The 24,422-nt window shown below is 62.8% G+C and carries 21 protein-coding genes; 7 read left to right on the top strand and 14 right to left on the bottom strand.

The genetic code is table 11. The features are described 5' to 3' along the window. The first annotated feature begins 71 nt into the window (after window positions 1–71). A complete protein-coding gene (locus AC1Q5W_RS01990; protein WP_492646050.1) occupies window positions 72–1,127 on the top strand; it encodes a site-specific integrase in 1,056 nt (351 codons plus the stop codon). Beyond that, on the top strand, window positions 1,124–1,669 hold the full coding sequence (locus AC1Q5W_RS01985) for an HNH endonuclease (RefSeq protein ID WP_492646049.1): 546 nt from the start codon (window positions 1,124–1,126) through the stop codon (window positions 1,667–1,669). Before AC1Q5W_RS01990 ends, AC1Q5W_RS01985 begins: the two co-directional genes overlap by 4 nt. On the opposite strand, the gene AC1Q5W_RS01980 is transcribed toward AC1Q5W_RS01985, so the two are convergent. Then, a complete protein-coding gene (locus AC1Q5W_RS01980) occupies window positions 1,666–4,596 on the bottom strand; it encodes a Tn3 family transposase (protein ID WP_492646048.1) in 2,931 nt (976 codons plus the stop codon). The two genes, AC1Q5W_RS01985 and AC1Q5W_RS01980, sit on opposite strands and share 4 nt — an antisense overlap. Window positions 4,597–5,250: 654 nt before the next feature. On the opposite strand from AC1Q5W_RS01980, the gene AC1Q5W_RS01975 reads away from it, so the two are divergent. Beyond that, the gene (locus AC1Q5W_RS01975) at window positions 5,251–6,390 is read left to right on the top strand and encodes an SH3 domain-containing protein (protein WP_492646047.1); all 1,140 of its coding nucleotides are present in this window, start codon (window positions 5,251–5,253) and stop codon (window positions 6,388–6,390) included. A 329-nt stretch (window positions 6,391–6,719) separates the two neighbouring features. Here the strand turns inward: AC1Q5W_RS01975 and AC1Q5W_RS01970 are convergent, their stop codons facing one another. From AC1Q5W_RS01970 to mltG, 6 genes are read right to left on the bottom strand one after another with little or no spacing between them, the layout of a single operon-like run. Further along, window positions 6,720–7,379 (bottom strand): ankyrin repeat domain-containing protein, encoded by a 660-nt coding sequence (locus tag AC1Q5W_RS01970; protein ID WP_492646046.1) that lies wholly within the window; start codon window positions 7,377–7,379, stop codon window positions 6,720–6,722. Continuing rightward, window positions 7,376–8,170: a TatD family hydrolase gene (locus AC1Q5W_RS01965; RefSeq protein WP_492646045.1), complete on the bottom strand. Its 795-nt coding sequence runs from the start codon at window positions 8,168–8,170 to the stop codon at window positions 7,376–7,378. Before AC1Q5W_RS01965 ends, AC1Q5W_RS01970 begins: the two co-directional genes overlap by 4 nt. A gap of 47 nt (window positions 8,171–8,217) precedes the next feature. Beyond that, the gene (locus AC1Q5W_RS01960; RefSeq protein WP_492646044.1) at window positions 8,218–8,586 is read right to left on the bottom strand and encodes a PilZ domain-containing protein; all 369 of its coding nucleotides are present in this window, start codon (window positions 8,584–8,586) and stop codon (window positions 8,218–8,220) included. Between the two features lie 11 nt (window positions 8,587–8,597). Beyond that, window positions 8,598–9,611, bottom strand: a complete 1,014-nt coding sequence (locus AC1Q5W_RS01955; RefSeq protein ID WP_492646043.1) for a DNA polymerase III delta subunit-related protein — start codon at window positions 9,609–9,611, stop codon at window positions 8,598–8,600. Next, window positions 9,605–10,261: a dTMP kinase gene (tmk, locus tag AC1Q5W_RS01950; RefSeq protein WP_492646042.1), complete on the bottom strand. Its 657-nt coding sequence runs from the start codon at window positions 10,259–10,261 to the stop codon at window positions 9,605–9,607. The genes AC1Q5W_RS01955 and tmk overlap by 7 nt, the downstream gene beginning before the upstream one ends. Window positions 10,262–10,279: 18 nt before the next feature. Beyond that, on the bottom strand, window positions 10,280–11,242 hold the full coding sequence (gene mltG / locus AC1Q5W_RS01945; protein ID WP_492646194.1) for an endolytic transglycosylase MltG: 963 nt from the start codon (window positions 11,240–11,242) through the stop codon (window positions 10,280–10,282). 68 nt (window positions 11,243–11,310) lie between these two features. On the opposite strand from mltG, the gene ygfZ reads away from it, so the two are divergent. Continuing rightward, on the top strand, window positions 11,311–12,267 hold the full coding sequence (ygfZ, locus tag AC1Q5W_RS01940; RefSeq protein WP_492646041.1) for a CAF17-like 4Fe-4S cluster assembly/insertion protein YgfZ: 957 nt from the start codon (window positions 11,311–11,313) through the stop codon (window positions 12,265–12,267). A gap of 30 nt (window positions 12,268–12,297) precedes the next feature. Here ygfZ and AC1Q5W_RS01935 read toward each other — a convergent pair whose 3' ends face one another. Together AC1Q5W_RS01935 and AC1Q5W_RS01930 are read right to left on the bottom strand one after the other, a co-directional pair. Continuing rightward, window positions 12,298–13,155, bottom strand: a complete 858-nt coding sequence (locus AC1Q5W_RS01935) for a YbgC/FadM family acyl-CoA thioesterase (RefSeq protein ID WP_492646193.1) — start codon at window positions 13,153–13,155, stop codon at window positions 12,298–12,300. Window positions 13,156–13,157: 2 nt separating this feature from the next. Further along, entirely contained in the window at window positions 13,158–14,135 is a 978-nt protein-coding gene (locus AC1Q5W_RS01930; RefSeq protein WP_492646040.1) for an alpha/beta hydrolase, read from the bottom strand. Window positions 14,136–14,190: 55 nt separating this feature from the next. Here AC1Q5W_RS01930 and gbd point away from each other — a divergent pair, with 55 nt between their 5' ends. After that, on the top strand, window positions 14,191–15,327 hold the full coding sequence (gbd, locus tag AC1Q5W_RS01925) for a 4-hydroxybutyrate dehydrogenase (protein ID WP_492646039.1): 1,137 nt from the start codon (window positions 14,191–14,193) through the stop codon (window positions 15,325–15,327). 9 nt (window positions 15,328–15,336) lie between these two features. Here the strand turns inward: gbd and AC1Q5W_RS01920 are convergent, their stop codons facing one another. The 4 genes from AC1Q5W_RS01920 to AC1Q5W_RS01905 form a co-directional block, all read right to left on the bottom strand. After that, on the bottom strand, window positions 15,337–16,332 hold the full coding sequence (locus AC1Q5W_RS01920) for an alpha/beta hydrolase (RefSeq protein ID WP_492646038.1): 996 nt from the start codon (window positions 16,330–16,332) through the stop codon (window positions 15,337–15,339). Window positions 16,333–16,352: 20 nt separating this feature from the next. Next, the gene (locus AC1Q5W_RS01915) at window positions 16,353–17,507 is read right to left on the bottom strand and encodes a patatin-like phospholipase family protein (RefSeq protein ID WP_492646037.1); all 1,155 of its coding nucleotides are present in this window, start codon (window positions 17,505–17,507) and stop codon (window positions 16,353–16,355) included. Window positions 17,508–17,530: 23 nt separating this feature from the next. Next, a complete protein-coding gene (locus tag AC1Q5W_RS01910) occupies window positions 17,531–18,337 on the bottom strand; it encodes an HDOD domain-containing protein (RefSeq protein WP_492646036.1) in 807 nt (268 codons plus the stop codon). Window positions 18,338–18,432: 95 nt separating this feature from the next. Continuing rightward, entirely contained in the window at window positions 18,433–20,826 is a 2,394-nt protein-coding gene (locus tag AC1Q5W_RS01905) for a Tex family protein (protein WP_492646035.1), read from the bottom strand. 252 nt (window positions 20,827–21,078) lie between these two features. Between AC1Q5W_RS01905 and AC1Q5W_RS01900 the strand changes: the two genes are divergently transcribed. Together AC1Q5W_RS01900 and AC1Q5W_RS01895 are read left to right on the top strand one after the other, a co-directional pair. Then, the gene (locus tag AC1Q5W_RS01900) at window positions 21,079–22,248 is read left to right on the top strand and encodes a GGDEF domain-containing protein (protein WP_492646034.1); all 1,170 of its coding nucleotides are present in this window, start codon (window positions 21,079–21,081) and stop codon (window positions 22,246–22,248) included. Window positions 22,249–22,317: 69 nt separating this feature from the next. Next, window positions 22,318–23,505, top strand: coding sequence for a GGDEF domain-containing protein (locus AC1Q5W_RS01895; protein WP_492646033.1), 1,188 nt, complete (start codon window positions 22,318–22,320; stop codon window positions 23,503–23,505). Here AC1Q5W_RS01895 and AC1Q5W_RS01890 read toward each other — a convergent pair whose 3' ends face one another. After that, window positions 23,506–24,411, bottom strand: coding sequence for an SDR family oxidoreductase (locus tag AC1Q5W_RS01890; protein WP_492646032.1), 906 nt, complete (start codon window positions 24,409–24,411; stop codon window positions 23,506–23,508). It lies immediately after the preceding gene. Between the last annotated feature and the right edge of the window lie 11 nt (window positions 24,412–24,422).

The following is a 24,422-nucleotide window of genomic DNA, read 5'->3' as shown; positions in this document are numbered from 1 at the left end:
AATGGACTTTCATTGGCGCTTGTTCATGGCTGAGCCTAGGCAAGGGGTGATCGATACTGGAAAATCCATATATGGACACCGTTGAAACCTACGTCAAACTGGCAAATCGCCCCAACACCCAACGCAGCTATGCATCTGCAGTGCAGCATTTTGAAGTGGAGGGTCGAGGGGCTCTTCCGGCGACGCCCGAGGCTATTGCTGGTTATCTGGCCCACTATGCCGAGTTGCTGTCGATCAACACCTTGCGATCCAGGCTATCGGGACTGTCTAAATGGCACCGGGACCATGGATTCATCGACCCGACCAAATCAGCGCTAGTTTCACAAGTTCTCAAAGGCATCCGCACCGCCCATAACGTCCCAGAAAAACGGGCTCGTCCTTTCGATTTTGAACGGCTGGCCCAGGTTTCAGACTGGCTGAAATCCGAGGCAGACCATTTGGCGCCATCGGACCCACAGTACCTGCGATGCATGCGTGACCAGGCCATGCTGCTGATCGGGTTCTGGCGTGGATTCCGGTCCGATGAACTGACGCGGCTTCAGTTCGAGCACATCTCCATCCAAGAGGGGGTGGGGATGCAGTGTTTTCTTCCCTATTCAAAAGGGGATCGAGAGTCTTCGGGCCTGAGCTTTTTCTGCCCGGCCTTGTCCAAACTTTGTCCTGTGACAGCTCTTGAACAATGGCAAAAGGCACTTGGGCACAACAGCGGACCAGTTTTCCGACGAATCGACCGTTGGGGCCATGTCTCAAGCCAGGGCCTGGCCAGTGGCAGCGTGGTGCCTTGGCTGCAAAAGCTTTTCCAGGATGCAGGTGTCCCAGATGCAGGCAGTTACAGCAGCCACTCGCTGCGCCGTGGTTTTGCCAATTGGGCCAAATTCAATGGATGGGATATCAAAGAGCTCATGACCTATATCGGCTGGCGGGACTTCAACTCGGCTCTGCGTTACCTGGACATTTCAGATGAGGACCTGAGTAGCCGGTTCGCATCTGCCTTGGATAACAGCCTGACACAACGTCGTGAACTGGAAGGTTCAGCACAGTTAGAGCCGCGAAACCGACGCATGGGCTCCGCGCCTCAGATTCGGTCATCGAATGTGGTGGCCTTGCGCAGGCGCCCGACCGAGTGATTGCCGGAATTTCTCAACAGGAGCTGCAGGTGCGGCTGGGTGCGGAGCAGGTTCTGATCCGCAAGTTCCAAATTCTTTACGGCCGCTGGTGGTCCCATTACGCTTTGCCACATGAGTTGAAATGGACACTCTATGCCGAGTTCGAGGCATGTCCATACTGTTCAACAGTACTGCAAATGACGGCTGATTCACCGGTGTTTGCAAACGCTGTCCGCCACATCGATCACATGAATCCACTGTCGCGCGGAGGTGAAGAGTCCTTTCGCAACGCCATTTGCGCCTGTGCGAAGTGCAATATGGCAAAAGGTCGGCAGTTGTTTTCCGACTGGCTGGAGAAGCTACCCGAAAACAACCAAGCCATTGCCCGCACAGCGTACCTGCAAAAGCTGGGTCGCACGCCCGAGGAGTTCAAGCCTGGGCCCAAACAGCAACGACTGGTGACGACCCGAGCCGAACTGGCTTTTGACGAGCAAGTCCTGCGCACGCTGTACCCGAAGCCGGTGGTACATGGGCCACCCAAACGTCGGCAACTAAAACCTTAGGCCGATGCTGCCAACGGCTGTTCCTTCGACGTGAAAAGCCACTCTGCGTATTTCTCCACGGAGAAAGTGAATATCCCCCGGAAATTGATATTGGAGATGTGTGCTGGACTGACGTGCGACAGCCACTCCATACCTTCAGTCGGCAAAAGGGTAGTGGAATCACCAAAAAGGATGTCCTGCATGCGATTGGATGTCCATCCCAGGCACAGGTTGGTCATCAGGGTCAGCGATCCCGAAGCCGCATGAAGCTCCTTTTCATGCTGCCCACGCGGCTTGGAAAAACTCCCGCTGTAAATGGCTCGCTGCAGGGTATGAACTGACTCTCCGTGGACCAGGATACGGTGGATGGTACGGCGCAACTCCTCGCTGCTGATGTAGTCACAGAGGTAAATGCTGCGAATCAGGCGCCCGAGGTGAACACCGGCACGGTAGGTCGGGCTGTCAGATGACGCTGACCCATAGCGGGCCAAGGCGACAGTGGCCGAGGTGTGGCCCGTTTCGATGGAGGCCGCCAGTCTCACCAGGTTATCCCATTCATCTGTGATCGATTTGAGGGAAACAGTGGTCACCACCATGTCATTCAACCCTTGCGGAACCTTGACCGATTTGGGGACGTACAGTTTGCGTTCGGTAATCTTGGCCAAGCGCGGACACAAGGAAAACCCCAGCAATTTGGCGATGGCCATGGCGAATTCCGTATAGCCATGGGTATCGACCGCCAGGCGTTCGACGTCAAACTCCCGTTGGTTCAAAACGCAGTCGATGGCGGGACCCGCCTGGCGTTCATTCAAAACAATCGGCAAATCATAGATCACACTCCAGAAGTCGGAGACTGCCGTGTAGGTGCCGACCGATGCGACCTTTCGTCGGTAATCCATCCGTGCCCGCCATACCTGCTTGGAGACATCGATGCTCATCATGTCTGACGACGCTAGCGAACCATCACCCCAGGCTGCACAAATGGGCAGACGACGCTGGAATCCAACCACGGCATCGTTAGCAGCACGCACCTGTGCTTTGTTCTCGAAGTAGCGCATCCCGGCCAGAACCTGGTTGGTGGTGAGCTGCGGCACCATGTGGCTGACATCCGAAGCATCGAGGGCGCAACCATGGGCCAGCATGCCGGTGTAGACCTGAAGCAATTCCGTGCTGTTGGCGGCCGGACGCCCAAGAATGATTTTGCTGAAGCCCGTTTGGCTGTCCATCTGCAAAATCAGATCCGGGAATTGGACTATGTCGATCTGGTTGACGAGGGCATTCTTCTTTTGCTCGACCTCGGGCGCGACGGTAATTGGTTTGTACCGGGGGATGCGGAACTTGCCCTCAAGCACCTGAAAATCGCCCCGTGCTCGTGCCTTTTCCAACTCCAGTAGCTTGGCGTTGAGCTCGGCCACAAGACCTTCCAGGAACTGGTGTGGGTTCAAGGGCAGATTGAGTTGGGCGTACCGGTTGACACGATCCCGCTCCCATTCCTTTTCATTGATCATCAGGCGATGCCGACCACGGAATTTTTCGCTGTGGTCCACATACACGGCACCACTGCGTAAAGCCTTGCGCAGGCCTACCAGGGTCATTGCCTCCATCGCGCGCAATGCTCGCTCCCTGTCTTCCCCCTCGATCAAGTCACGCCAGGGGCGTGGGTAACTTTGCCCATGCGCTTGCGCAAGTTCTTTGTGGCCACGCTCATAGACACCCTGCAGGTAATGCACCAACTCCAGGCTTTTGTTACCGGGTTCCGCCTGGAGATCCAGTTTGCGCAACTCGGACAAAAGCGAACGAATCTGTGGGTTGGGCTCACTGAGCAGCCATCGGGCAGCCGATGCCCTGGTTGGAAACTGGGGTGGTTGATACTGCGCGATCACTTCCCGTGCAAACTGCCGGAACTCTGGATCAGACAACTCGGGCTCATTTACTTTTTCGGCCAGGGCCAGCACCGTGTCATGGTACGAAAGTGCGGATTTACCTTCCAATGCCTGCGCATCATGGTATGCCTTCGCCATGATCTTGGTCACGCTGCGACCACCCAACAAAATCGCCGTATCGGTTGTTTCCATCAATGTCCATTTGAGGAAACACACCAAACGAATGGTTCGAAGCGGATCTTTGAGTTCTTTGAAGCGGGCTGGCCGGATATTTTTGAGCTGCTCGGCGTAGGATCGAATTTTTTCCAGTGGAACTGAGTCCAGATTCAGCTTGTCAATCCCGAGGCGCTTGAGGTAGCTGACCCGTGCTGTCTGCTCCCGGATGGCGTTGATGGAATTCTTGCGTGCGGGCTGCTGCAGCCACTCCAGATAAGAACGCTGGCTGGTTGGCTCAATTTTTGACACCTCCTTGGTCCATTGCTGGATGGTGGTATCTGGGACAGTACTGCGGATATAGGTTAAAAAAGCATCTTCCGAGGTGATGGTGACCTTCGCGACTATGGAGTCGAGATCGCGCTCACCCAGACTCAGGTACTTGCGCTGGTACAGCCATAGCTTGGCCCGTTGCGACAGCAAATCCCTGTCCGAGGTCTGGCGGGCCTCGTTTTCCAGAAAACTGGGCAAAGGGGCCAAATCCTGCTCATCAGCCTTTCGGAATCCCAGTAACTCCATGGCCCACCACTGATGGTCGTACCGGGTCTTTTGGCGGTCGTAAATTGACCGCAAAGTTGCGATCCCCACCGCAGGTACCCCGATTTGCGTTGCGACATGCCGCAAAAGGCGCAGCGGTATGGTGTTGAGGTCGTCCAGTGAGCAGCCAGCCATTTTGAGAAAGCCCAACTGCACGGCTGCCGCAATTCGCAACGCGTCCTTGCGTTTCTTGGCAATCTCCGCGAGTTCCTGTTCGGTGTAGGTGAAGAAGGCCGATAGCTCTACGACCGAGATGGTTTTGGGAAGCGTGGTGGTTCCGATGTACTGGTATTGCCACCGGTGGACTTGCTGCATAAGGCCTCCCAAAAATTGAAGAGGGAATTTACCCCTGGGAAACGAACTCGGTCAACGCGTATTGACCCCAAATCAACGAGCTGGAAGTTTGTTCAACAGCCGGACTGATTTCACCGCGACACGACATTGATTCGCAAAAAGGCCGGGCGTGGTTAGCGCTCGGCCTTCATGGTGAAGCTCTCCTTACGGATTATTTTTTCTTGGGCGGTGCTTCTACAACCGTCCTGGTAGGTGCAGTCCGGGCACGTTCCAGTGGTACGTACTGTCCTGTACCTGCATCGCGAGCGCGACTACCGGGGGCCGGGGAACGAGAGGGGCTTGGTTTAGCCATGATGACGGTCTTTCTGCTCAATGAGCATTGAAAAATGACCGGACACCGTTACTCGAATCGGGCAAAATAACTCGGTTATGTGATTACTTTGTAATTCGACTCCCAGTCCGGCCAAAACGGGTTGGGATGCAAAGGCCGAGGCGGATACCTCGGCTTTTTGCTTTCTGGTGTCAACACTATACCTAGCGTAAATTGCACTTTCAAGCACTACCTGTAGTGTTTTTCTTTGAAAACCTTTGAATACCCTTTAAACTACGTTTAAAGGGTATTCAAAGGCTGTAGCTCCCATTTATTAGGGTAAATACCTAGACAATATTTGCTTTATGACAACCACTGAAGGCCATTCAAGCAGCCCCAGCAGGGAGACAGTGCAGGGATTTCAAGAACAGCTGCGGCAGCAGTTGCCCATCTTGCGCCAAGCTCAAGAGATGCAGGACTGGGCAAAGATTTATAGGCCGGGCTATCAGGTCAAGGAATTGGTGGGAGAGTTTGAGCAGCAGCGTCAGGCTCTTGAAGTGCTCAAACACGTATCAGTGACGCCCAGTTACGTTCGAGACATCATTGAAGGACAGTCAAACCTCAGGCATGCAAAGCAATTAATGGAACAGTACATGCCCAAAAATTCGCTGGCGGGGTTCGGCGTGTACAACGACACAGTACGTCAAGCGGCAGAAATGGCCACCAGACTAGGGGCAATGCACCGGTCATTAGGTCTAGACACCGTAGGCAATCTTCACAAGCAGTATGAGCAACTCCTGAAGCCAAGCTTTTTGCATCAGGTGATGTTGGCCAATCTTCAACGCCAAGCGATAGGTGGAGCCGCAGTTAGCGACTTTGCACGCCATATGGCGATGACTAGCCCAGTATTCCAGGCAATGGAAACAGCAAGGAAGTCTCTGGATAGATTGTTGCCAGCGCTTCGCAACATTGACCTCAGTGACTTTGCCAAGCTCGAAAGCGATGAACTGACGACCATGCATGCGTCCGACGCCATCGCACAGTCAGTCACACCGCAAGACTCACTCCAGGAATCTGTCGACAAAATCATCAGTGCAATCCAGGCCCAGAAGGAGCCAACGGTACAACTGATTTTGTGGCTGATTTTTCGAAAGGTGATGGACTGGCTAATTGCAGGTGCGATTGGGGCAGTCATGGGGTACTACGCGCCAACTTTGCTTGACAAGAGCCCACAGGCAGCCAAAAAGACCTTGGAAGAAACTGTTCGTACCGCAATTGGAGCATCGGAACTGCTGTCCGAGTTCAGATACGTAAGCAATGATTTGCTTATTGTTCGGCAGAACCCGAGGGCACGTTCACCGGAAATCGGGCGTCTGACTTTGGGTAAAGCTGTGAGGCTGCTGAAGAGAGAGAAAGACTTTGCTTTCGTCGTGTGGACCGACATTGATAGTGGGGCAGAAATCCAGGGCTGGGTGTTTTCTCGATATCTTGGCAAGTTCAACTGAGCAAGTTCACCTCCAAGAATAAGCGTAAGTGCTTGTTTTAAAAGAAATTATTTTGATTTGTTTTTGCTAACGCCAAAATCTGCAGGACTCGCACGGGAACCCTGATATCGGTGAACTCCTGAGCCAACGTTGTCACTTTGGATAGGCCGCCTAAGTCTCGGCAGTCGGCCAGAGACCGTACCAGACTTCGTTACACAAACGTCAAGAGGTTTCCTAAGGCTGCTTATTACGCAGATGGTCTGATGCGCCTTATTTACTTAACATAATATACATCGTATAAAGTAAATAATGCAAGAAACACCGGGTTTCTTCACTCCCGGATCCCTGAATTACCAGCTCCCCTTGGGGCGCTGGGCCCGAATGAATTCGGCAATGATGGCCACGGAATCGGTCTTCTGGACCTTGGCGGCAAAATCAATGGCGGTCAGCCCGAGGTCGTTTTTCAGCGATGGATCGGCACCGGCTTCCAGGAGCAACCGAACGGCAGCCGCCGTGCCATACATGGCCGCCATCATCAAGGGCGTGCTGCCGTTGGGCGATGCGGCGTCCACATAGGCGTTGTTGTCCAGCAGGAGCTGCATGATGTCTTCGTGCCCCCCGGTGGCGGCGTAATGCAACGGCGTCCAGCCGGGCTTGTTGACATCGGCGTCGCGCTCGATCAACTGTTGGCAGACTGCTGCGTAGCCGCGTATGGCCGCCAGCATCAACGGACTCTCATCTTCGGCGGTGCGTACCTCGACACGGGTGGCCGGATTGGCGATCAGGACCTCCGCCACATGGAGCGATCGTTCACGCAAGGCCAGGATCAGACCGTATTCGCCCTCGGGGTTCAGGGTATTGGGGTCAAATCCCCGATCCAGCAAGGCGCTGACCATGGCGGCGCTGTCGCGCTTGATGGCCACAAAAAAGTCGTCGTAGGAACCGGCGCGAACAGCAGAAAATCCAATTAATACAACTAGATAAACTGCATATTTAATGTAGTTTCTCACAATGAAATGCCAGAAAACAGGCGGGTGAAATTCTGGCTGGTGGCCTCGCCCACGACCTCTACGCTGATGCCGCGCAGGTTGGCGAGCTGCTGAGCCACATAGGGCACATACGACGGATTATTGGTCTTGCCGCGAAACGGAACCGGGGCCAGGTAGGGGCTGTCGGTTTCGATCAGCAGGCGATCCAGGGGGACCCATGCCGCAACATCCCGCAGGTCCTGCGCGGTCTTGAACGTCAGAATGCCGGAAAACGAGATGTAGAAACCCAAGTCCAGCGCTTGCCGGGCCACGGCATGGCTTTCGGTAAAGCAGTGGAACACCCCGCCAGCGCACCCGGGCGAGCCGTCTTCGCCCTCCTCCCGCAAAATGGATAAGGTGTCGTCCGAGGCGCTGCGCGTATGGATCACGAGCGGTTTTTGCAGTTGGCGTGCCGCCCGGATGTGGACCCGGAAGCGTTCACGCTGCCATTCCATGTCAGCCAGCGTGCGCTCGCCCAAGCGGTAGTAGTCCAGCCCGGTTTCCCCCACGGCCACCACCCGCGGCAGGGCGCCGCGTTGCAGCAGGTCGTCCAGCGTGGGCTCGGCAACGTCTTCGTTGTCCGGGTGCACGCCCACACTGGCCCAGAAATTGTCGTATTGCGTTGCCAGCTGGTGTACGCCAGGAAACTCCTCCAGCGTCGTGCAGATGCACAAGGCGCGGGTCACCTGCGCTTGCGCCATGGACTGGCGAATGTTCGGCAGCGAGGCCGCCAGCTCGGGAAAGGTCAAATGGCAATGGGAGTCGGTAAACATGGTTCGCGCCTGCAGTCGCACCGGATCCGCGCCGGGGCGGACGGTGCTCAGATGGTTTGCGTGGAACGGTCGGAAGCGATGTGGGCGCCCAGAATCTCTTCGATCTTGAGTTTGAGTGCGCGCGACTTTTCGTCCTTGGGGAACTGGATGCCCACGCCCTGCGTGCGGCCGCCGGCTGCCCGGGCGGGGGTGATCCAGGCCACCTTGCCGGCCACCGGATAGCGTTGAATGTCATCGGGCAGCGTGAGCAAGACGTACACATCGTCACCCAACTGGTACTCGCGTGCGGTGGGAATGAACACGCCCCCCTCGGTGAACGCCCGAATGTAGGCCGCGTACAGCGCCGACTTCTCCTTGATGGACAGCTGGATGACGCTGGGGCGTGGTGTGGATGCGGGCTGCGGAGTGGTCGTCATGTCGGGGGTACTCAATGTCGGGAGTTTAGGGCGGATTGGGCCTGCGCCACAAGCGCTTCCTGCATGAGCCCGGCGTTGAAGGGGTGCTCCATGGTCTGGCGGGCGCGGGACAAGGCCTTGCTCCAGTCACTCAGGGCGGCCACGGATGCCGCCATGCCCAGGTCACTGGCATGAAAAAACCGCGGCGCGGCGCCCGCCTGGCGCGCCATCAGGTCATGGCAGATTTTCTGCAGCGCGTCGATCGTCTGCGCAGCGGTCCAGTCCTTGACAAACCCCACGTCGCCGCGGGCCATGGCCTTGGGCAGGGCCGCCCAGCTCTCCGGATTCTGGCCAGAACGGGCAAAGGCCAAGGCATCGTCGGGGCGCCCGCCGGTGGCCTGCAGCAGCAAAGGCGCCTGCGCGGCGTCCACTCCCTGGGACTGCAGCCAGTCCAGGCTGGACGGCACATCGGGCCAGCGCATGGTATGCCCCAGGCAGCGGCTGCGGATGGTGGGCAGCAGCTGGTGGGCCGATTCGCTGGCCAGCACAAATTTCACGTCCCCGGGCGGCTCCTCCAGCGTCTTCAGCAGGGCGTTGGCGGTGATGGCGTTCATCTGCTCAGCGGGAAAGACCAGGATGACCTTGCCGCGGCCCCGTGCGCTGGTGCGCTGGGAAAACTCCACGGCATCGCGCATGGCATCCACCCGGATTTCTTTGCTGGGCTTGCGCTTCTTGTCGTCAATGTCGGCCTGCGTCTTTTCACCCAGTGGCCAGCCCAGCTCCAGCATGGTGGTTTCGGGCATCAGCACGCACAGGTCGGCGTGGGTGCGTACGTCGATGGCGTGGCAGCTGCCGCAGGTGCCACAGGCACCCTGGCTGCCAGGCTGTTCGCACAGCCAGGCGCGGGCCAGTTCCATGGCCAAGCTGTACTGGCCCAGGCCGGACGGCCCATGCAGCAGCCAGGCATGTCCGCGCTGGGCCAACAGTTGGCGGGTTTGCTCCGCAATCCAGGGCGAAGGGCTCGTGGAGCCAGTGGCGTTCAGCATGGCAGCAAGCCCCTGGTGCGCACGGCGCGGTCTACATCGGCCCATACGGCCGCGGGCGTCTGGTCGGCATCGATACGGGCAAAACGCCCCGGGTCGGCAGCATGGCGCTGGGCATAGCCGTCGGCGACCTTTTCAAAGAATGCCAGTGGCTGGGATTCGAACTTGTCCGGCACGCGGGCACCGGCCAGTCGCTGGGCGGCGATGGTGGGCGCAAGGTCGAACCATATGGTCAGGTCCGGCTGGACCAGACGCAGCGGTTCAGCCGTTTCCCCCGCCAGCGGCGTTCCCTGCACCCACTGCTCCAGTGTCGACAGGATCTGCCAGTCAAAACCGCGCCCGCCGCCCTGGTAGGCAAAGGTGGCGTCGGTGAAGCGGTCGCAGAGCACCACGTCGCCCCGGGCCAGGGCCGGGCCAATGACGTGCTGCAGGTGGTCGCGCCGGGCAGCAAACACCAGCAGGGCCTCGGTCATGGCGTCCATGGGATCGTTCAGGACCATCTGGCGCAGGCGCTCGGCCAGCGGCGTGCCGCCGGGCTCGCGGGTGAGCGTGACCGCCCGCCCCTGGGCCTGGAACGCCTGGGCCAGGGCGTCGATGTGGGTGGACTTGCCGGCGCCGTCTATGCCTTCAAAACTGATAAAGAGTCCGCTCATGGCTGGGTTTCGTGGGTCTTATTGACCGCGCTGGTATTTGTTGACCGCCCTATTGTGCTCGTCCAGCGTGGCGCTGAAGTGGCTGCTGCCGTCGCCCTTGGCGACAAAGTACAGGGCTTTGGAAGGGGCCGGTTGCACGGCAGCGAGCAAGGAGGCTTTGCCGGGCATGGCAATGGGCGTGGGCGGCAGGCCGGTGCGGGTGTAGGTGTTCCACGGGGTGTCGGTCAGCAGATCCGCCTTGCGCAGGTTGCCGTCAAACGCCTCGCCCATGCCGTAGATCACCGTGGGGTCGGTCTGCAGGCGCATGCCGATGCGCAGCCGGTTGCTGAAGACGGCCGCAATCTGGGCCCGGTCGCCGGCGGCGCCGGTTTCCTTTTCCACAATGCTGGCCAATATCAGGGCCTGCTCCGGTGTTTCCAGAGGCGAGCCCGGGTCACGCTGCGCCCAGGCCGACTCCAGCTTGTGGTCCATGGCCCGTAGGGCGCGCTGCAATACCGCCAGATCGCTGGAGCCCTTGCTGTAGGTGTAGGTGTCCGGGAAAAACCGCCCTTCCGGGGCCACGCCGGGCCTGCCCAGTTGCGCCATCAGGTCCTCGGCGCTGAGGCCCTGCGAAACGGGCTTGAGCTGCTCGGCCTTGCGCAAGGCTTCGCGTACCTGCCTGAAGGTCCACCCCTCCACCAGCGTGATGCTGCGCAGGGACTCCTCCCCCCGCACCAGTTTGCGCAACAGGCTGCGCGGCGTGGTGGCGCCGTCGAGCTCGTAGCTGCCGGCCTTGATCTGGCGCGACTGCCCCGACAGCCGGAACCACCAGTACAGCAGCGCCGGGCGCACGGGCACGCCGGCATCGGCGACGGCCATGGCAACGTCGCGCGCGCTGGTGCCGGGTTCGATGGACAGATCCACGGTGGGCGTGGGTAGGTCAAACGGCTGGTTCAACCAGCGGTAGCCGGCGCCGGCCGTCCCCAGAACGACGGCCACCATGACAAAAATGAATAAGCGCACAGCCCTACTACCCTTGTGAATACAAGAGAGGAATGATAATTCAGCGCATGACTACCGCAACGACCTCTTCTGCAACCGCGCACGCCCCTGTTTCCTCCCTGAACGGAGTCACCCCCCTGACGCATCTGGGCGTCATCCAGGTGGTGGGCGAAGACGCCGCCAAGTTCATCCACGGGCAGCTGACCCAGGATTTTTCGCTGCTGGGTCAGGACACGGCACGCCTGGCGGCCTTTTGCTCCGCCAAGGGCCGTATGCAGGCCAGCTTCATTGGTTTCAAGCGCGGGACGGACGAAATCCTGCTGGTATGCAGCCGCGACATCCTGGCGCCCACGCTCAAGCGGCTGTCCATGTTCGTGATGCGCGCCAAGGCCCGCCTGAGCGATGCCACCGATGCCTTCGCCCTGTACGGCCTGGCCGGAGATGCTACCAAAACCATAGCTGGTGACGCGCATTCTGCCTGGTCCAGAGCCGATTTTGATGCCGCAACCGTGATCAACCTCTACCCGGCGGACGCCACCCCGCGCCAGCTGTATGTCGCCCCCGAAGGTTCGCCGGCACCCGCCGGCGCCCCGCTGAGCACAGACGCCTGGGCCTGGGGCGAGGTGCGCAGCGGCGTGGCCACCGTGACCGCCCCCGTAGTGGAGGCCTTTGTGCCCCAGATGCTCAACTACGAGTCCGTCGGTGGCGTCAATTTCAAGAAGGGCTGCTACCCCGGGCAAGAGGTGGTGGCGCGCAGCCAGTACCGCGGAACGCTCAAGCGCCGGGCATTTGTGGTGCACGCCGATGCGGCCCTGGCCGCGGGCGACGAAGTGTTTGCTGCCGATGACGACAGCCAGCCGGTGGCCACGGTGGTGCAGGCGGCGCCCGCGCCGCAGGGCGGGTTTGATGCCATCATCTCCGCGCAGCTCTCGGCTGTCGAGGCCGGAACCTTGCACCTGGGCGCGGTCGGTGGCCCGACCCTGCAGGTTTTGCCCCTGCCCTACGCCCTGCTCGCCGACGTGTAGGGCGCGGCGGGCCGCCGGGTCTTCCCGGCGCTACAGGGCCAGCACCATTTCCTGGTGGGCAATGCCGGCTTCCATGAAAACCTCGCCGCGCGGCACAAAACCGTGGCGGCTGTAGAAGCCCACGGCGCTGTGCTGGGCGTGCAACACCACCAGCTGGTCGCCCTGCTCCCGCGCCGCTTCCACCAACGCCTGCAATACCGTAGCCCCCAGCCGGCCACCGCGCAATACGCGGTTGACGGCCATGCGGCCGATGCGGCCAACCCCCGGAGCATGCTGCAGCAGGCGTCCGCCTGCAATGGGCTGCCCCAGCAGGTTGCAGGCCAGGACATGGACGGCCCCAGCGTCGGCGGCATCCCACACCAGCTGCGGGTCAATGCCCTGCTCCTGCACAAAGACCGCGGTGCGCAGCGCTGAGCTGGCTGTGTCCAGCGCCTGCCAGTCGCCCACCTGGAGATCGATCAGGGGCGCACCCGCTTCATAGCCTTCCAGGATGCCGCGCAGGATGTCCGGCACCGGCTGGGACACCTGGGTGGCGGGGTTGGCAAACACGTAGATCAGCTCGCAAGTCACCAGCAGCGCATCGGCGCAGAAGATGGCGCCTTCAAATACCAGCGACGAGGTGCCGATCCGCGCGCAGCGCAGGCACACCTCCAGCTGGTCGTCGTAGCGGGCCGATGCGTGGTATTCCACGCTCGCCTTCTTCACGTACATGTCGCCGCCGAGCTGCTCCATGGCGGCCTCGTACGGCAGGGCCAGCGCCCGCCAGTAGTCGCCCATGGCGGTGTCGAAATACATCAGGTAATGGGCGTTGAACACGATTTTCTGCATGTCCACCTCGACCCAGCGCACCCGCAGGCGATGGGAAAAACGGAAGTTCGAACGGGGCAGACTCATGGTGCAAAGGCTTTCTGCAGCGCCCGCGCTGCGTCGGTATGGGCCTGTGTGGCCTGGGGTAGGGCGCGCCCCATCTTGATGAATTCGTGCACCACGCCGCGGTAGATTTCCAGGTCTACTGGCACGCCGGCCATGCGCAGGCGGTCGGCGTACTGCACGCCCTCGTCCACCAGTGGGTCGCATTCGGCCAGGCCCAGCCAAGCGGGGGCCACCCCTTCCAGCTCGGCCAGTTGCCCGGAGTCGGTGCGCCCGTCCAGCGGCGCAAAACGCCAGTCGTCGCGGTCGGCGGGCGTGCGGATGTAGTGGTTGAAGAAATAAGTGATGTGGGGCTCTTCCAGCACGAAGCCATGGGCGAACGTGCGGTGCGATTCGGTGTCCTGGTGTGCGGCCGTACCCGGGTAGAACAGCAGCTGCAGGGCCAGGGGCAAGCCCGCATCGCGGGCCCAGATGGCGCACACCGCTGACAGCGTACCGCCGGCGCTGTCGCCACCCACGGCTACCCGCGTGCCATCCAGCGCCCGCGTGGCACCCTGCTGGGCCACCCACTGCACCACGTCCCAGGCATCGTGGGCGGCGGTGGGAAATTTGTGTTCGGGCGCCAGCCGGTAGTCCACAGACAGCACGGCGCACCCCGCGTGGTGGCTGAGCCGGCGACACAGGCCGTCGTGCGTGGCAACGCTGCCGATGGTGAAGCCGCCGCCGTGGAAGTACACCAGCACCGGCAATACCGCGTGCGACGGTGCATACAGCCGCACCGGCACGGCAAAACCGTCACGGGCGGTGATGGTGAAGTCCTCCACCCGCGCCAGCGGGGGCGTCGGCAGTTCCAGTACGTCGGCGCCCGCGGCGTACGCGGCACGGGCCTGCTGGGGCGTCAGCGCGTGCAGCGGCATGTGGCCGGCACGGGCCATGCGCTCCAGCACGCCGTGCATGACCGGGGTCAGCAGGGCTTTGGGGTTACGGTGGTGACTCATGGAACGGGGTTTTCTTGTTAGAGTGCATTTTTTTCATCCTACACCGCAGAACGCCATGGCTTTAATCTACTACGTGACACAGGTTCAGTTCGAGTTGGGTGCCGTCAAACTGCTCCAGCAGGAGTGTGAACGGGTGGGCATCCGCCGGCCCCTGATCGTGACCGATGCCGGCGTCAAGGCCGCGGGTGTGCTGCAAAAAGCGCTGGATGCCCTGCCCGGCCTGCCCGTGGCCGTGTTTGACCAGACACCCTCCAACCCCACGGAAGCCGCCGTGCGCGACGCCGTGGCCGTGTATGCCGCCCACCAGTGCGACGGGCTGATTGCCGTGGGCGGTGGTTCGGCCATCGATTGCGCCAAGGGCGTGGCCATTGGCGCCACGCACGAAGGGCCGCTCACGCACTACGCCACCATTCTGGGCGGCTCGCCCCGCATTACCGAGCGGGTGGCGCCCATCATTGCCGTGCCCACCACCAGCGGCACAGGCAGCGAGGTGGCGCGTGGCGCCATCATCATCGTGGACGACCACCGCAAGCTGGGTTTCCACTCCTGGCACCTGGTGCCCAAGACTGCCATCTGCGACCCCGAGCTGACCTTTGGCCTGCCGCCCCGGCTCACCGCGGCTACCGGCATGGACGCCATTGCCCACTGCATGGAGACCTTCATGGCGCCGGCCTTCAACCCCCCGGCCGACGGCATTGCGCTGGATGGCCTGATGCGCGGCTGGGCCCATATTGAAAAAGCGACCAAGAACGGGCTCGACAGCGAAGCCCGCCTGAACATGATGAGCGCCTCCATGCAGGGCGCCATGGCCTTCCAGAAGGGCTTGGGCTGCGTGCACAGCCTGAGCCATAGCCTGGGCGGCGTGGACCCGCGTCTGCACCACGGCACCCTCAACGCCATGTTTCTGCCTGCGGTCATTGCCTTCAACGCCAGCGCCGAATCCATGGTCAAAGACCAGCGCCTGCAGCGCATGGCCCACGCCATGGGCTTGGCATCGGCCGACGATATCGGCCCGGCCATCAAGGCCATGAACGCCCGCCTGGGCCTGCCCAGCGGTCTGGCCGAAATGGGCGTGCAGGCGTCGCAGTTCGACCAGATCATCACCGGTGCCCTGGCCGACCATTGTCACAAGACCGGTCCGCGCCTGGCCACGGCGGACGATTACCGCGCCATGCTGGTGCAGTCGATGTAAGGCACCCGCCTAGCGCGGCGCCAGGCGCCGTGCCACCGCCGGGTCCAGCGTGGCCATGAAGGCTTCCACCGCCTGCGTGTAGGCGCCCGGCTGGCCCAGTGTCTGGTTGATATCGCGGTGTGACAGGTCCTGACGCAGCACCTGGGCGTGCACGCCCAGCGTGGCGGCGCGCGCGGCGAAGCCATCGGCCTGCGCACAGGAATCGTCCCGCCGGGACGAGCACACCAGCAGCACGGACCGGGCCGTGGCTTCCAGCTGCTGCAGCGGCGAGACGGCGCGCCAGTACGCTGGATCGGTGCCGAACGCCGGGTCGTACAGGCGGTAGTGCCGGGCCTGCATGATGGGCGCCACGTCCAGGGCCGCACTGTCCAGCGCTACGGTGCCCAGCCACGCCGAGGCGCCTGCCGCAGCTGCCAGGCTGGGCGCGGCATTCAGCAGGGCCACCAGATGCGCTCCGGCGGAGTGGCCCATCAGGATGAAGCGGGTGGGATCGGCGCCCCAGCTGGCCGCCCTGCCCTGTGCCGTGGCCAGCGCCCGTGCCACATCGCGGGCCTGCTCCAGCGGGTCGGCGTCGGGCAGCAGCCGGTTGTTGACGGAGATGAAGACAAAGCCCTGTGCCACCCAGCGGGCCACCTTGTTGTTGACTACGGCGCCCGCGCCTTTGTCGCCGTGGCGCCAGCCGCCGCCGTGCACCATGAAGACCACCGGCGCGCGTTCGCTCGCTTTGCCCTCCTGCGGCGCACGGGAGGTCTGGGGTGGCAGGTACACGTCCATGCGCTGGCGCGGATCGCTGCCGTACGCCACATCCCGCAGCACCCGTGCCGCAGCGGGCGTGTGGGCTTTTTCTGTGCCACCGGATTCCAGCAGCGCCTGTTCGTCGCTGGATTCCAATCGGCGCTCCTGCAGGCGTTCCAGGATGCGCTCGCGCAGCGGGCCGGCCCACGCCGGCAGGAAACCCGCGTACAGGCTGGCCGCCAGCAAGCCGAGCAGCAGACGCTGTTTCATGCGTGCATCCCTCCTTGGCCTCACAGCGGCTGCACCCGCCCCATGTCCGGGCGTTCCAGCCAGGCGGCAAACTCGTCGGCCAGCTGGGTGCTGGCGCTGCAGGCCGCTGTCCAGGCCTTGACGCGGCCTGCCAGATCGTTGCCGTAGTGGGTGAAGTCGGTCCGGTCGGGCAGCTTGCCGTTGGGCAGGGTCTTGACCCACTCGGGGTTGGGCACCAGCAGCACCATGGTGTCCAGGTGCCGGGTGGCGCCGTGGCGCCAGGCGAGGTGCTTGTCCAGCCAGCCGGGCACCACCGCTTTCTGGAAGTGGGGGTATAAAACCAGGCGTTTTGGGCCTGTAGCCTCCGTATTCAATGCGTCGACAGCTATGAATTTGGTAGCGGTGGCGGGACCCTTCAGGTAGTTCAGGTGCAGGTGGTAGTCGGTGATGCCGCCATCCCAGTAGGCGCCGCGCGGGGCGCCGGGGATGTTGTGGACGGCCTGCAGCACAAAGGGAATGGAGCAACTGGCCTGCAGCGCCGGCGTGAAGTTGGCGGCGCTCAGGGGCACCTGGCGGGTGCGGTAGTCGTCGGTGCCAAAGGGCAAGGCGGCGCAGGCGGCGTGGGGGGCTGCGGCATCGGGGCCGGAAAACACCACGCGCTCCAGCCAGGCGCCCAGCGCTTTGCGGCGCACGGCGTTGGTCACAAAGGCCCCCAGGTAACCCAGCGGGGTGCGCCATCCGTGTTCGGTCTGCAGCAGGTGGCGCCCGTGCGAGGTAACCACATGCAGGCGGTAGCGCGGGTGGCTCAGCACTTCGGCCACGCGACCGCCATAAAACGCCTGCAGGTTCTGGCCGAACAAGGCGCTGACGTCTGCCGCGTTGTGGCGCTTCTGGCCGGGTTTGAGTGCAAAGTGCTGGCGCACGTAGTCGTGTTCCAGCCGTTCAAAGGCCGCAACCGGCTGGTTCAGGCAGGCAGTGGCCATGCGCCATGCGCCAATGGAAGCTCCCACCAGATCCACGGGCTGGGTGGAACGCGGCAACCAGTCGCCGAACAGGAAGCGGTCCAGCGGCCCCAGGATCAATCCCTTGGGTCCGCCGGCGGCGCCGGGAATGGTGCCAATGTCGGCCGGCTGCAGCCCGCCCTGGGCAATGGCCTGGCGGGCCAGCGGCCCCGCATGGATGTGGAGTGCGTGCATGAACGGGTGGCGTCGAAGGCGACTCAGTGGTGCGCCGACCAGTCAAAAGGGTCCTGCTGCAGCACCATGTCGATGTCGAGCTCCAGTGCCATGCCCACGGCGTCCGGGAACGTCACGGCCATTTCCCGCTCGCCCAGGCCCGCTTCCTTGGCGCGGGCGCGCCAGGTGGCCAGGTGGATGACGCCGGCCAGCGGCTCGTACACATTGTTCTCAAACGGCGCGTACTGGTGCTCCAGCGCGTCCACCATGGGCTGCGGGAACATCCACATGTGGGCGTAGCCGGCGCCCACGTTGGCGTAGCAATAACCCAGTTCCTGGCGCTCGAAGCGGGCGCGGCGCAGGTCCAGCGGCGGTATTTCACCGTCCAGCCGCGCCATCTCTTCTGGCATGGCCAGGTGCAGGGCCAGCTCGCCAATGGCGTGGATCAGTCCGCAGGTGAAGGCCGCCTGCTGGTTTTGCCGCACCAGGCCGGCCAGCGAGCGCGAGACCTTGGCCACGTTGAGGCTGTAGTCCCAGAAGCGCTGCAGGTTCATGCCGGGAACCGCCTTGAGCGAGGCGCCGCTGGCGGCAACCTGGGCCATGGACTGCACGTGGGTCAGGTCCAGCACCGCCAAGGCTTCCGAGACGCTGCTGATCTGGCCGCTGAGCTTGAAGAAGCTGGAGTTGGCCATCTGCAACAGCCGGGTGGTGAGCGCGGGATCGGTGCTGATCAGCTGGGTGACCTTGCGCAGATCGACTTCCTTGCGGTCCAACTCGGTGAGCAACAGGGCCACCACTTTGGGGATGCTGGGCAAATTGAACTGCAGGGCCAGCAGCGCATTGAGTTTCATGAAATACCGCCTCCACTTAACGGGTGAGCGCCAGGCCGCAACCCGGTCTCGCAGGCTGCATTATGAATCGGCCCGGCCGTGGTGCTAGCAATTTGCTAGCGCTTGAGCTTGGCAAAGGCGGAGGCCATGGCGGAATTGCCGGCAAAGCCGCTGTCCTGGCGACTGCCCTGCTGGCGCTCGCCGCGGGCTGGTCCCTGGTAGCGGTTGTCCCCTGCACCGCGTTCACGGCTGCCGGCCGGAGCCGCGCCGATCTTCATGGTCAGGCTGATGCGCTTGCGCGCCACGTCCACTTCCTGCACCTGGACCTTGACGATGTCGCCGGTCTTGACGACCTCGCGCGCGTCGTTGACGAACTTGTGCGCCAGCTGGCTCACGTGGACCAGGCCGTCCTGGTGCACGCCCAAGTCCACAAAGGCGCCGAACTGGGCCACGTTGCTCACGGTGCCCTCCAGCACCATGCCTTCCTTCAGGTCCTTGATGTCTTCCACGCCGTCGTTGAAGCGGGCCACCTTGAAGTCCGGGCGCGGGTCACGGCCCGGCTTTTCCAACTCGCCCAGGATGTCCTTGACGGTGATGACGCCAAACTGCGCGTTGGCAAACAGCTCGGGCTTCAGGGTCTTGAGCATGTCGGCGCGGCCCATGAGCTCGGCCACCGGCTTGCCGGTCTTGGCGATGATTTCTTCGACCACCGGGTAGGTCTCGGGGTGCACGCCGGTCATGTCCAGCGGGTTGCTGCCCCCGCGGATGCGCAGAAAGCCCGCCGCCTGCTCGAAGGTCTTGGCGCCCAGCCCGGTGACCTTGAGCAAGTCCTGGCGGCTGGCAAAGGCGCCATTGCTCTCGCGCCAGCGCACCACGGCCTTGGCCACGGTGCCCGACAGGCCCGACACCTTGGACAGCAGCGGCACGCTGGCCGTGTTCAGGTCCACGCCCACCGAGTTCACACAGTCTTCCACCACGGCGTCCAGCGTCTTGGCCAGCTCGCTCTGGTTGACGTCGTGCTGGTACTGGCCTACGCCAATGCTCTTGGGGTCGATCTTGACCAGCTCAGCCAGCGGGTCCTGCAGGCGCCGGGCAATGCTGGCGGCGCCGCGCAGGCTCACGTCCACGTCGGGCATTTCCTGGCTGGCGAATTCGCTGGCCGAATAGACCGAGGCGCCGGCCTCGCTCACCACCACCTTGTCGATGGGCTTGCCGCCGCCCTTGGCCATCAGCTTGATCAGGTCGGCCGCCAGCTTGTCGGTCTCGCGGCTGGCCGTGCCGTTGCCGATGGCGATCAGGTTCACGCCGTGGCGCATGCACAGGGCGCCCAGGGTGTGCAGGGAGCCCTCCCAGTCCTTGCGCGGCTCGTGCGGGTAGACGGTGGCGGTTTCCACCAGCTTGCCGGTGGCGTCCACCACGGCCACCTTCACACCGGTGCGGATGCCGGGGTCCAGGCCCATCACCACACGGGGGCCCGCGGGGGCGGCCAGCAGCAGGTCGCGCAGGTTGTCGGCAAACACCTTGATGGCCACCTTTTCGGCCTCTTCCCGCAGCCGGGTGAACAGGTCGCGTTCGGTGGACATGCTGAGCTTGACCTTCCAGGTCCAGGCCACGCACTTGCGGATCAGGTCGTCCGCGGGGCGGCCCTGGTGGCTCCAGCCCAGGCGCAGGGCAATGCGTCCTTCGGCCAGTGACACCGCCGGCGTCGCTCTTGTTTTTGTAGCTGTCTGCGCAGCAGATACGGGGGCTGCAGGCATATCTGGCTCGGGAAGAACGAGTTTGGCATCCAGGATGTCCAGCGCCCGCCCCCGGAACACGGCCAGCGCACGGTGCGAGGGCACGCGGCCAATGGGCTCGTCGTAATCGAAATAATCGCGGAACTTGGCCACGTCGGCGTTGGTCTCGTCCTTGCCGTCCATCAGTTTGGACTTCAGCAGGCCCTCCTGCCACAGCCACTCGCGCAGGTCCTGCACCAGCGCCGGGTTCTCGGCCCAGCGCTCGGAGAGGATGTCGCGCACGCCATCGAGCACGGCCTGCACGGTGGTGAAGTCGTCGCCGGCCTCGGTCTTGTCTTTCAGGACATAGGCGGCGGCCTCGTCGGCCGGCACCAGCGCGGGGTTGGCAAACAGCGCGTCGGCCAGCGGTTCGATGCCAGCCTCGCGGGCAATCATGCCCTTGGTGCGCCGCTTGGGCTTGAAGGGCAGGTACAGGTCTTCCAGTTCCTGCTTGGTGGCGGCCAGTTCGATGGCCGCGCGCAGCTGCGGCGTGAGCTTGCCCTGCTCGTCGATGCTCTTGAGCACGGCGTCCCGGCGGTCACGCAGCTCGCGCAGGTAGGCCAGACGGGCTTCCAGTTCGCGCAGCTGGATGTCATCGAGTCCGTCGGTCACTTCCTTGCGGTAGCGGGCAATGAAGGGAACCGTGGCGCCGCCGTCGAGCAGTTGCACGGTGGCTTCGACCTGCTGGGGGCGAACCCGGAGTTCCTGCGCAATTTGCGCGATGATTTTCTGCATGGGAAAGGGCTACCGCTAACGAAATAAAGGAAGGGATGCCGCAAAACAGCACCCCGGTGGGAAATTCGAAGGCGGAAGTTTGCCACAGGTCAAAGCCGTGCCTCTGTCATACCGTAAACAGGTCTTTGGCAGCCTATATCCAACGATAGAATGAACCAGAATTTGACTAAAGTCAGTTTTTGCAAGCGCGGCGGTCCTGTTGCCCATCCGGCAGCGCCCCCGGTTGCTCCCGGTAACCAGTCCAGCCTACCCATGAATATCACGCATCTGGCAGACCACGTCTGGAAGAGAGTAGCCAAACTGCTGTCGGGGGAGCTGAACCAATCCGAATTGGTCTGGCTGGCCTCGCCGCACCGGCACATGGCGCTGCTGACGCGCCGGCGCGCCATCATGATCGTCAACCGGGTGCGTCTGTTTGCCCTGCTGTTCGCCATCCTGACGCCGCTGTGGAGCCTGGTCGACCTGGTGGTGTTCCCCTTTCCGCTGTGGTTCAACCTGGCGTTGATGCGGCTGATCGCGGCCGGCACCTTTGCCAGCCTGCTGCTCAATTACCGGCCCAGCGGCGAACTCTTTGACGCCTACCGGGCCATGGCGCTGCTGTTTGCCATTCCCACGGTCTTCTACGTCGCGTCCTTCACGGTGCTCAGCCACTACCAGCTGTCCGGCATCTCGGCGGCTATCGGCGCCGGTTATGCCTTTCTGCCGTTCGTGCTGCTGGCCGGCCTGTCCGTCTTCCCGCTGACCTTGCTGGAAAACCTGGCCATCGCCAGCCCGATCCTGATTGCCCAGGCCCTGGCCGGGTCCCTGCGCTGGAGCACGCTGGACTGGCCGTCCTTCGCCGGTGCGTTCTGGCTGCTGGTGCTGATCACTGGAGTGGCCACGCTGGCCGGCATGAGCCAGCTGGCCTTCATGATTGCGCTGGTGCGCCAGGCCATCCGCGACACGCTCACCGGGGCCTTTTCGCGCAACAGCGCGCAGGAGGTGCTGGAGTTGCAGTTCACCATTGCTACCCGCAGCGACTCGGCCCTGTCACTGGCCTTTATCGATCTGGACCATTTCAAGAGCATCAACGACCAGTTCGGGCACGAGGCCGGCGACAAGGCGCTGGTGGACATGGCAGCCTTCGTCCACGAAAACCTGCGTCAGGGCGACATGCTGGCGCGCTGGGGCGGCGAGGAATTCCTGCTGATCATGCCCAACACCAACCTGGAGCAGGCCCAGGCGGCACTGCAGCGCATGCGCAGCGTGGGTTTTGGCAAGCGCCCGGACAACACGCCGCTGACGGCCAGCGTGGGCATCGCCGAGCGTGCGGCCGACCAGGTCTTCAACTGGAAAATGCTGGTGGATCTGGCCGACCGGCGCATGTATCTGGCCAAACAGGGCGGACGCAACCAGGTGGTGTGCACCGAGGGCGAAGAGTAGCCTCTCGGCCCGCTCGGGCTTGCCCGGGGCGGGCGCCGAGTTGTCACAGTGCAAAGTTACACTGTGTCCATGCTTGCCCGATTTCACCAATTGCGTCGCCTGCTGGACCTTTGGCGAAGCGAACATGCCCGTGTCGTGGATGCCGCCGCCGTCTCCAACCTGGAGCGGGTCCGCTGGCTGAGTGCCGTCATTGCCGCCCTCAACGGGCTGGTGGTGCTGGTCATGGCGGCGCAATTGTCGGTCTCCCCTGCCAACGCGCAGACCCACCGGTGGCAGGTGGCCCTGTTGCTGGCCCACGCCGGCATGGGCCTGGCCATGGTGGCCTGTGGCGTTGCCAGCCACCGCTTTCGCCATGCCAGCCGCACGCGCTGGGGGTACGTTCTGCCCCGGCTGGTGGTGGCCCTGGGCATGCTGTTTTCCATTGCGGTGGCGGTCATTGACCAGTGGGTCACCCCCAACATCACGCCCTTTCTCATTGGCTGCACGGTCATCAGCGTGGCCATCTACATACGGCCCCTGATTGCCCTGTATATATACCTGGCGTCGTATGCGGCTTTTTTTGTGGCCATGGGCTGGACGCAGGCCAATGCCACCCTGTTGCTCTCCAACCGCCTCAATGGCGTCGCTGCCTGCATCATGGGCTGGGCCCTGTCGGTGATGCTGTGGCGCAAGTTCACCACCATCAAGCTGCAGCAGATGCAGCTGGAGGCGTCCAACCTGCAGTTGCAGGACAAGCAGCGGGAGCTGGAGCGCCTGACCCGCTCCGATGGTCTCACCGGGCTGTTCAACCGCAACACCTTCGTGGAACTGGCCGAAAACGAACTCAACCGGGCCCAGCGCCAGGGAACGGCCACCGCCATCCTGCTGATGGACCTGGACTACTTCAAGCGCATCAACGACACCTGGGGGCACCCGGCTGGCGACACCGTGCTCCGGCATGCTGCGCTGGTGACCAGCAGCTCGGTGCGCAGCACCGACCTGGTGGGGCGACTGGGTGGCGAAGAGTTCATGGTGCTGCTGCCGGCCACCTCGCTGGAGGGTGCCCGCCGGGCGGCCGAAACGGTGCGCCGCCGCATGGAGGCCAACCCGGCGCGCTGGAACGGCCTGAGCATTCCGGTGACGGTCAGCATCGGAGTGACAGGCACCACGGCCAGCCAGAAGCGGGACTTCGACAGCCTGTACCACGACGCCGACCAGGCGCTGTACGCGGCCAAGCAGCAGGGCCGCAACCGGGTGGTGGCAGCCCCCGGAGCCTGATCAGGCCCCGCGCAGGGCTTTTTTCAGTTCCACACCCAGCTCGGGTTTCTGTGCGAACGGATCGGTCGGATTGCGCGCCTGCAGCACGTCTTCCATCCGCGTCTGCACCGAACCGATGGACTTGGGGTGGCTGTAGATGTAGAACTGGCCTGATCCGACGGCGTCAAACACCTTCTGCGCCACCTCGGCGGCGGTGACCTTGCCCGAGCTGACGGCCTTGCCGATCATGGCCTGACCGATCAGCTGGCTGCGGGTGGGTTTGTCCGGCTGCAGTCCGTCCGGGCGGTTGCGCTGGCTGTCGTTGATGCCGGTGGCCACAAAATACGGGCACAGCACGCTGGCGCTGACCTGGTCGGACACCAGCGACAGGTCCTGGTACAGCGTTTCAGTCAGGCTCACCACGGCATGCTTGCTGACGTTGTAGACACCCATGTTGGGGGCGTTGAGCAGGCCGGCCATGCTGGCCGTGTTGACGATGTGCCCCCGGTAGGCGGGGTCGGCCTCGGCCGCCGCCAGCATCATGGGGGTGAACAGGCGTACGCCATGCACCACGCCCATCAGGTTCACGCCCAGGACCCACTCCCAGTCCTGCAGGCTGTTTTCCCAGATCAGGCCCCCTGCCCCCACCCCGGCGTTGTTGAACACGAAATGCGGTGCGCCAAAGCGGGCAAAGGCCGCGTCGGCCAGCGCCTGCATCTGGTCGGCCTTGGACACGTCCACGCGCATGGCCAGCACCGGGGCGCCGGCCGCCTGCATTTCGGCCACCGTCTTGTCCAGCGCGTCCTGCTGCACGTCGGCCAGCACCAGGTTCATGCCCAGCCGGGCGCCGATGCGGGCGCATTCCAGGCCGAAGCCGGAGCCGGCGCCGGTTAATACGGCAGTCTTGTTCTTGAAGTCAGTGATCATGGTGGTGAAGA

Source organism: Rhodoferax sp. MLSD5-FHT05B10 (assembly GCF_058793415.1).
This window is presented reverse-complemented; position numbering and strand designations above follow the sequence as displayed.

What these genes read in the sequence shown, in the direction of transcription:
- AC1Q5W_RS01990 (WP_492646050.1), top strand. Translation starts at nt 72, where the DNA reads ATGGACACCGTTGAAACCTACGTCAAACTGGCAAATCGCCCCAACACC.
- AC1Q5W_RS01915 (WP_492646037.1), bottom strand. Translation starts at nt 17,507, where the DNA reads ATGCACGCACTCCACATCCATGCGGGGCCGCTGGCCCGCCAGGCCATT.
- mltG (WP_492646194.1), bottom strand. Translation starts at nt 11,242, where the DNA reads ATGGTGGCCGTCGTTCTGGGGACGGCCGGCGCCGGCTACCGCTGGTTG.
- AC1Q5W_RS01920 (WP_492646038.1), bottom strand. Translation starts at nt 16,332, where the DNA reads ATGAAACAGCGTCTGCTGCTCGGCTTGCTGGCGGCCAGCCTGTACGCG.
- AC1Q5W_RS01910 (WP_492646036.1), bottom strand. Translation starts at nt 18,337, where the DNA reads ATGAAACTCAATGCGCTGCTGGCCCTGCAGTTCAATTTGCCCAGCATC.
- tmk (WP_492646042.1), bottom strand. Translation starts at nt 10,261, where the DNA reads ATGAGCGGACTCTTTATCAGTTTTGAAGGCATAGACGGCGCCGGCAAG.
- ygfZ (WP_492646041.1), top strand. Translation starts at nt 11,311, where the DNA reads ATGACTACCGCAACGACCTCTTCTGCAACCGCGCACGCCCCTGTTTCC.
- AC1Q5W_RS01890 (WP_492646032.1), bottom strand. Translation starts at nt 24,411, where the DNA reads ATGATCACTGACTTCAAGAACAAGACTGCCGTATTAACCGGCGCCGGC.
- AC1Q5W_RS01980 (WP_492646048.1), bottom strand. Translation starts at nt 4,596, where the DNA reads ATGCAGCAAGTCCACCGGTGGCAATACCAGTACATCGGAACCACCACG.
- AC1Q5W_RS01960 (WP_492646044.1), bottom strand. Translation starts at nt 8,586, where the DNA reads ATGACGACCACTCCGCAGCCCGCATCCACACCACGCCCCAGCGTCATC.
- AC1Q5W_RS01955 (WP_492646043.1), bottom strand. Translation starts at nt 9,611, where the DNA reads ATGCTGAACGCCACTGGCTCCACGAGCCCTTCGCCCTGGATTGCGGAG.
- AC1Q5W_RS01895 (WP_492646033.1), top strand. Translation starts at nt 22,318, where the DNA reads ATGCTTGCCCGATTTCACCAATTGCGTCGCCTGCTGGACCTTTGGCGA.
- AC1Q5W_RS01965 (WP_492646045.1), bottom strand. Translation starts at nt 8,170, where the DNA reads ATGTTTACCGACTCCCATTGCCATTTGACCTTTCCCGAGCTGGCGGCC.
- AC1Q5W_RS01975 (WP_492646047.1), top strand. Translation starts at nt 5,251, where the DNA reads ATGACAACCACTGAAGGCCATTCAAGCAGCCCCAGCAGGGAGACAGTG.
- gbd (WP_492646039.1), top strand. Translation starts at nt 14,191, where the DNA reads ATGGCTTTAATCTACTACGTGACACAGGTTCAGTTCGAGTTGGGTGCC.
- AC1Q5W_RS01900 (WP_492646034.1), top strand. Translation starts at nt 21,079, where the DNA reads ATGAATATCACGCATCTGGCAGACCACGTCTGGAAGAGAGTAGCCAAA.
- AC1Q5W_RS01905 (WP_492646035.1), bottom strand. Translation starts at nt 20,826, where the DNA reads ATGCAGAAAATCATCGCGCAAATTGCGCAGGAACTCCGGGTTCGCCCC.
- AC1Q5W_RS01930 (WP_492646040.1), bottom strand. Translation starts at nt 14,135, where the DNA reads ATGAGTCACCACCGTAACCCCAAAGCCCTGCTGACCCCGGTCATGCAC.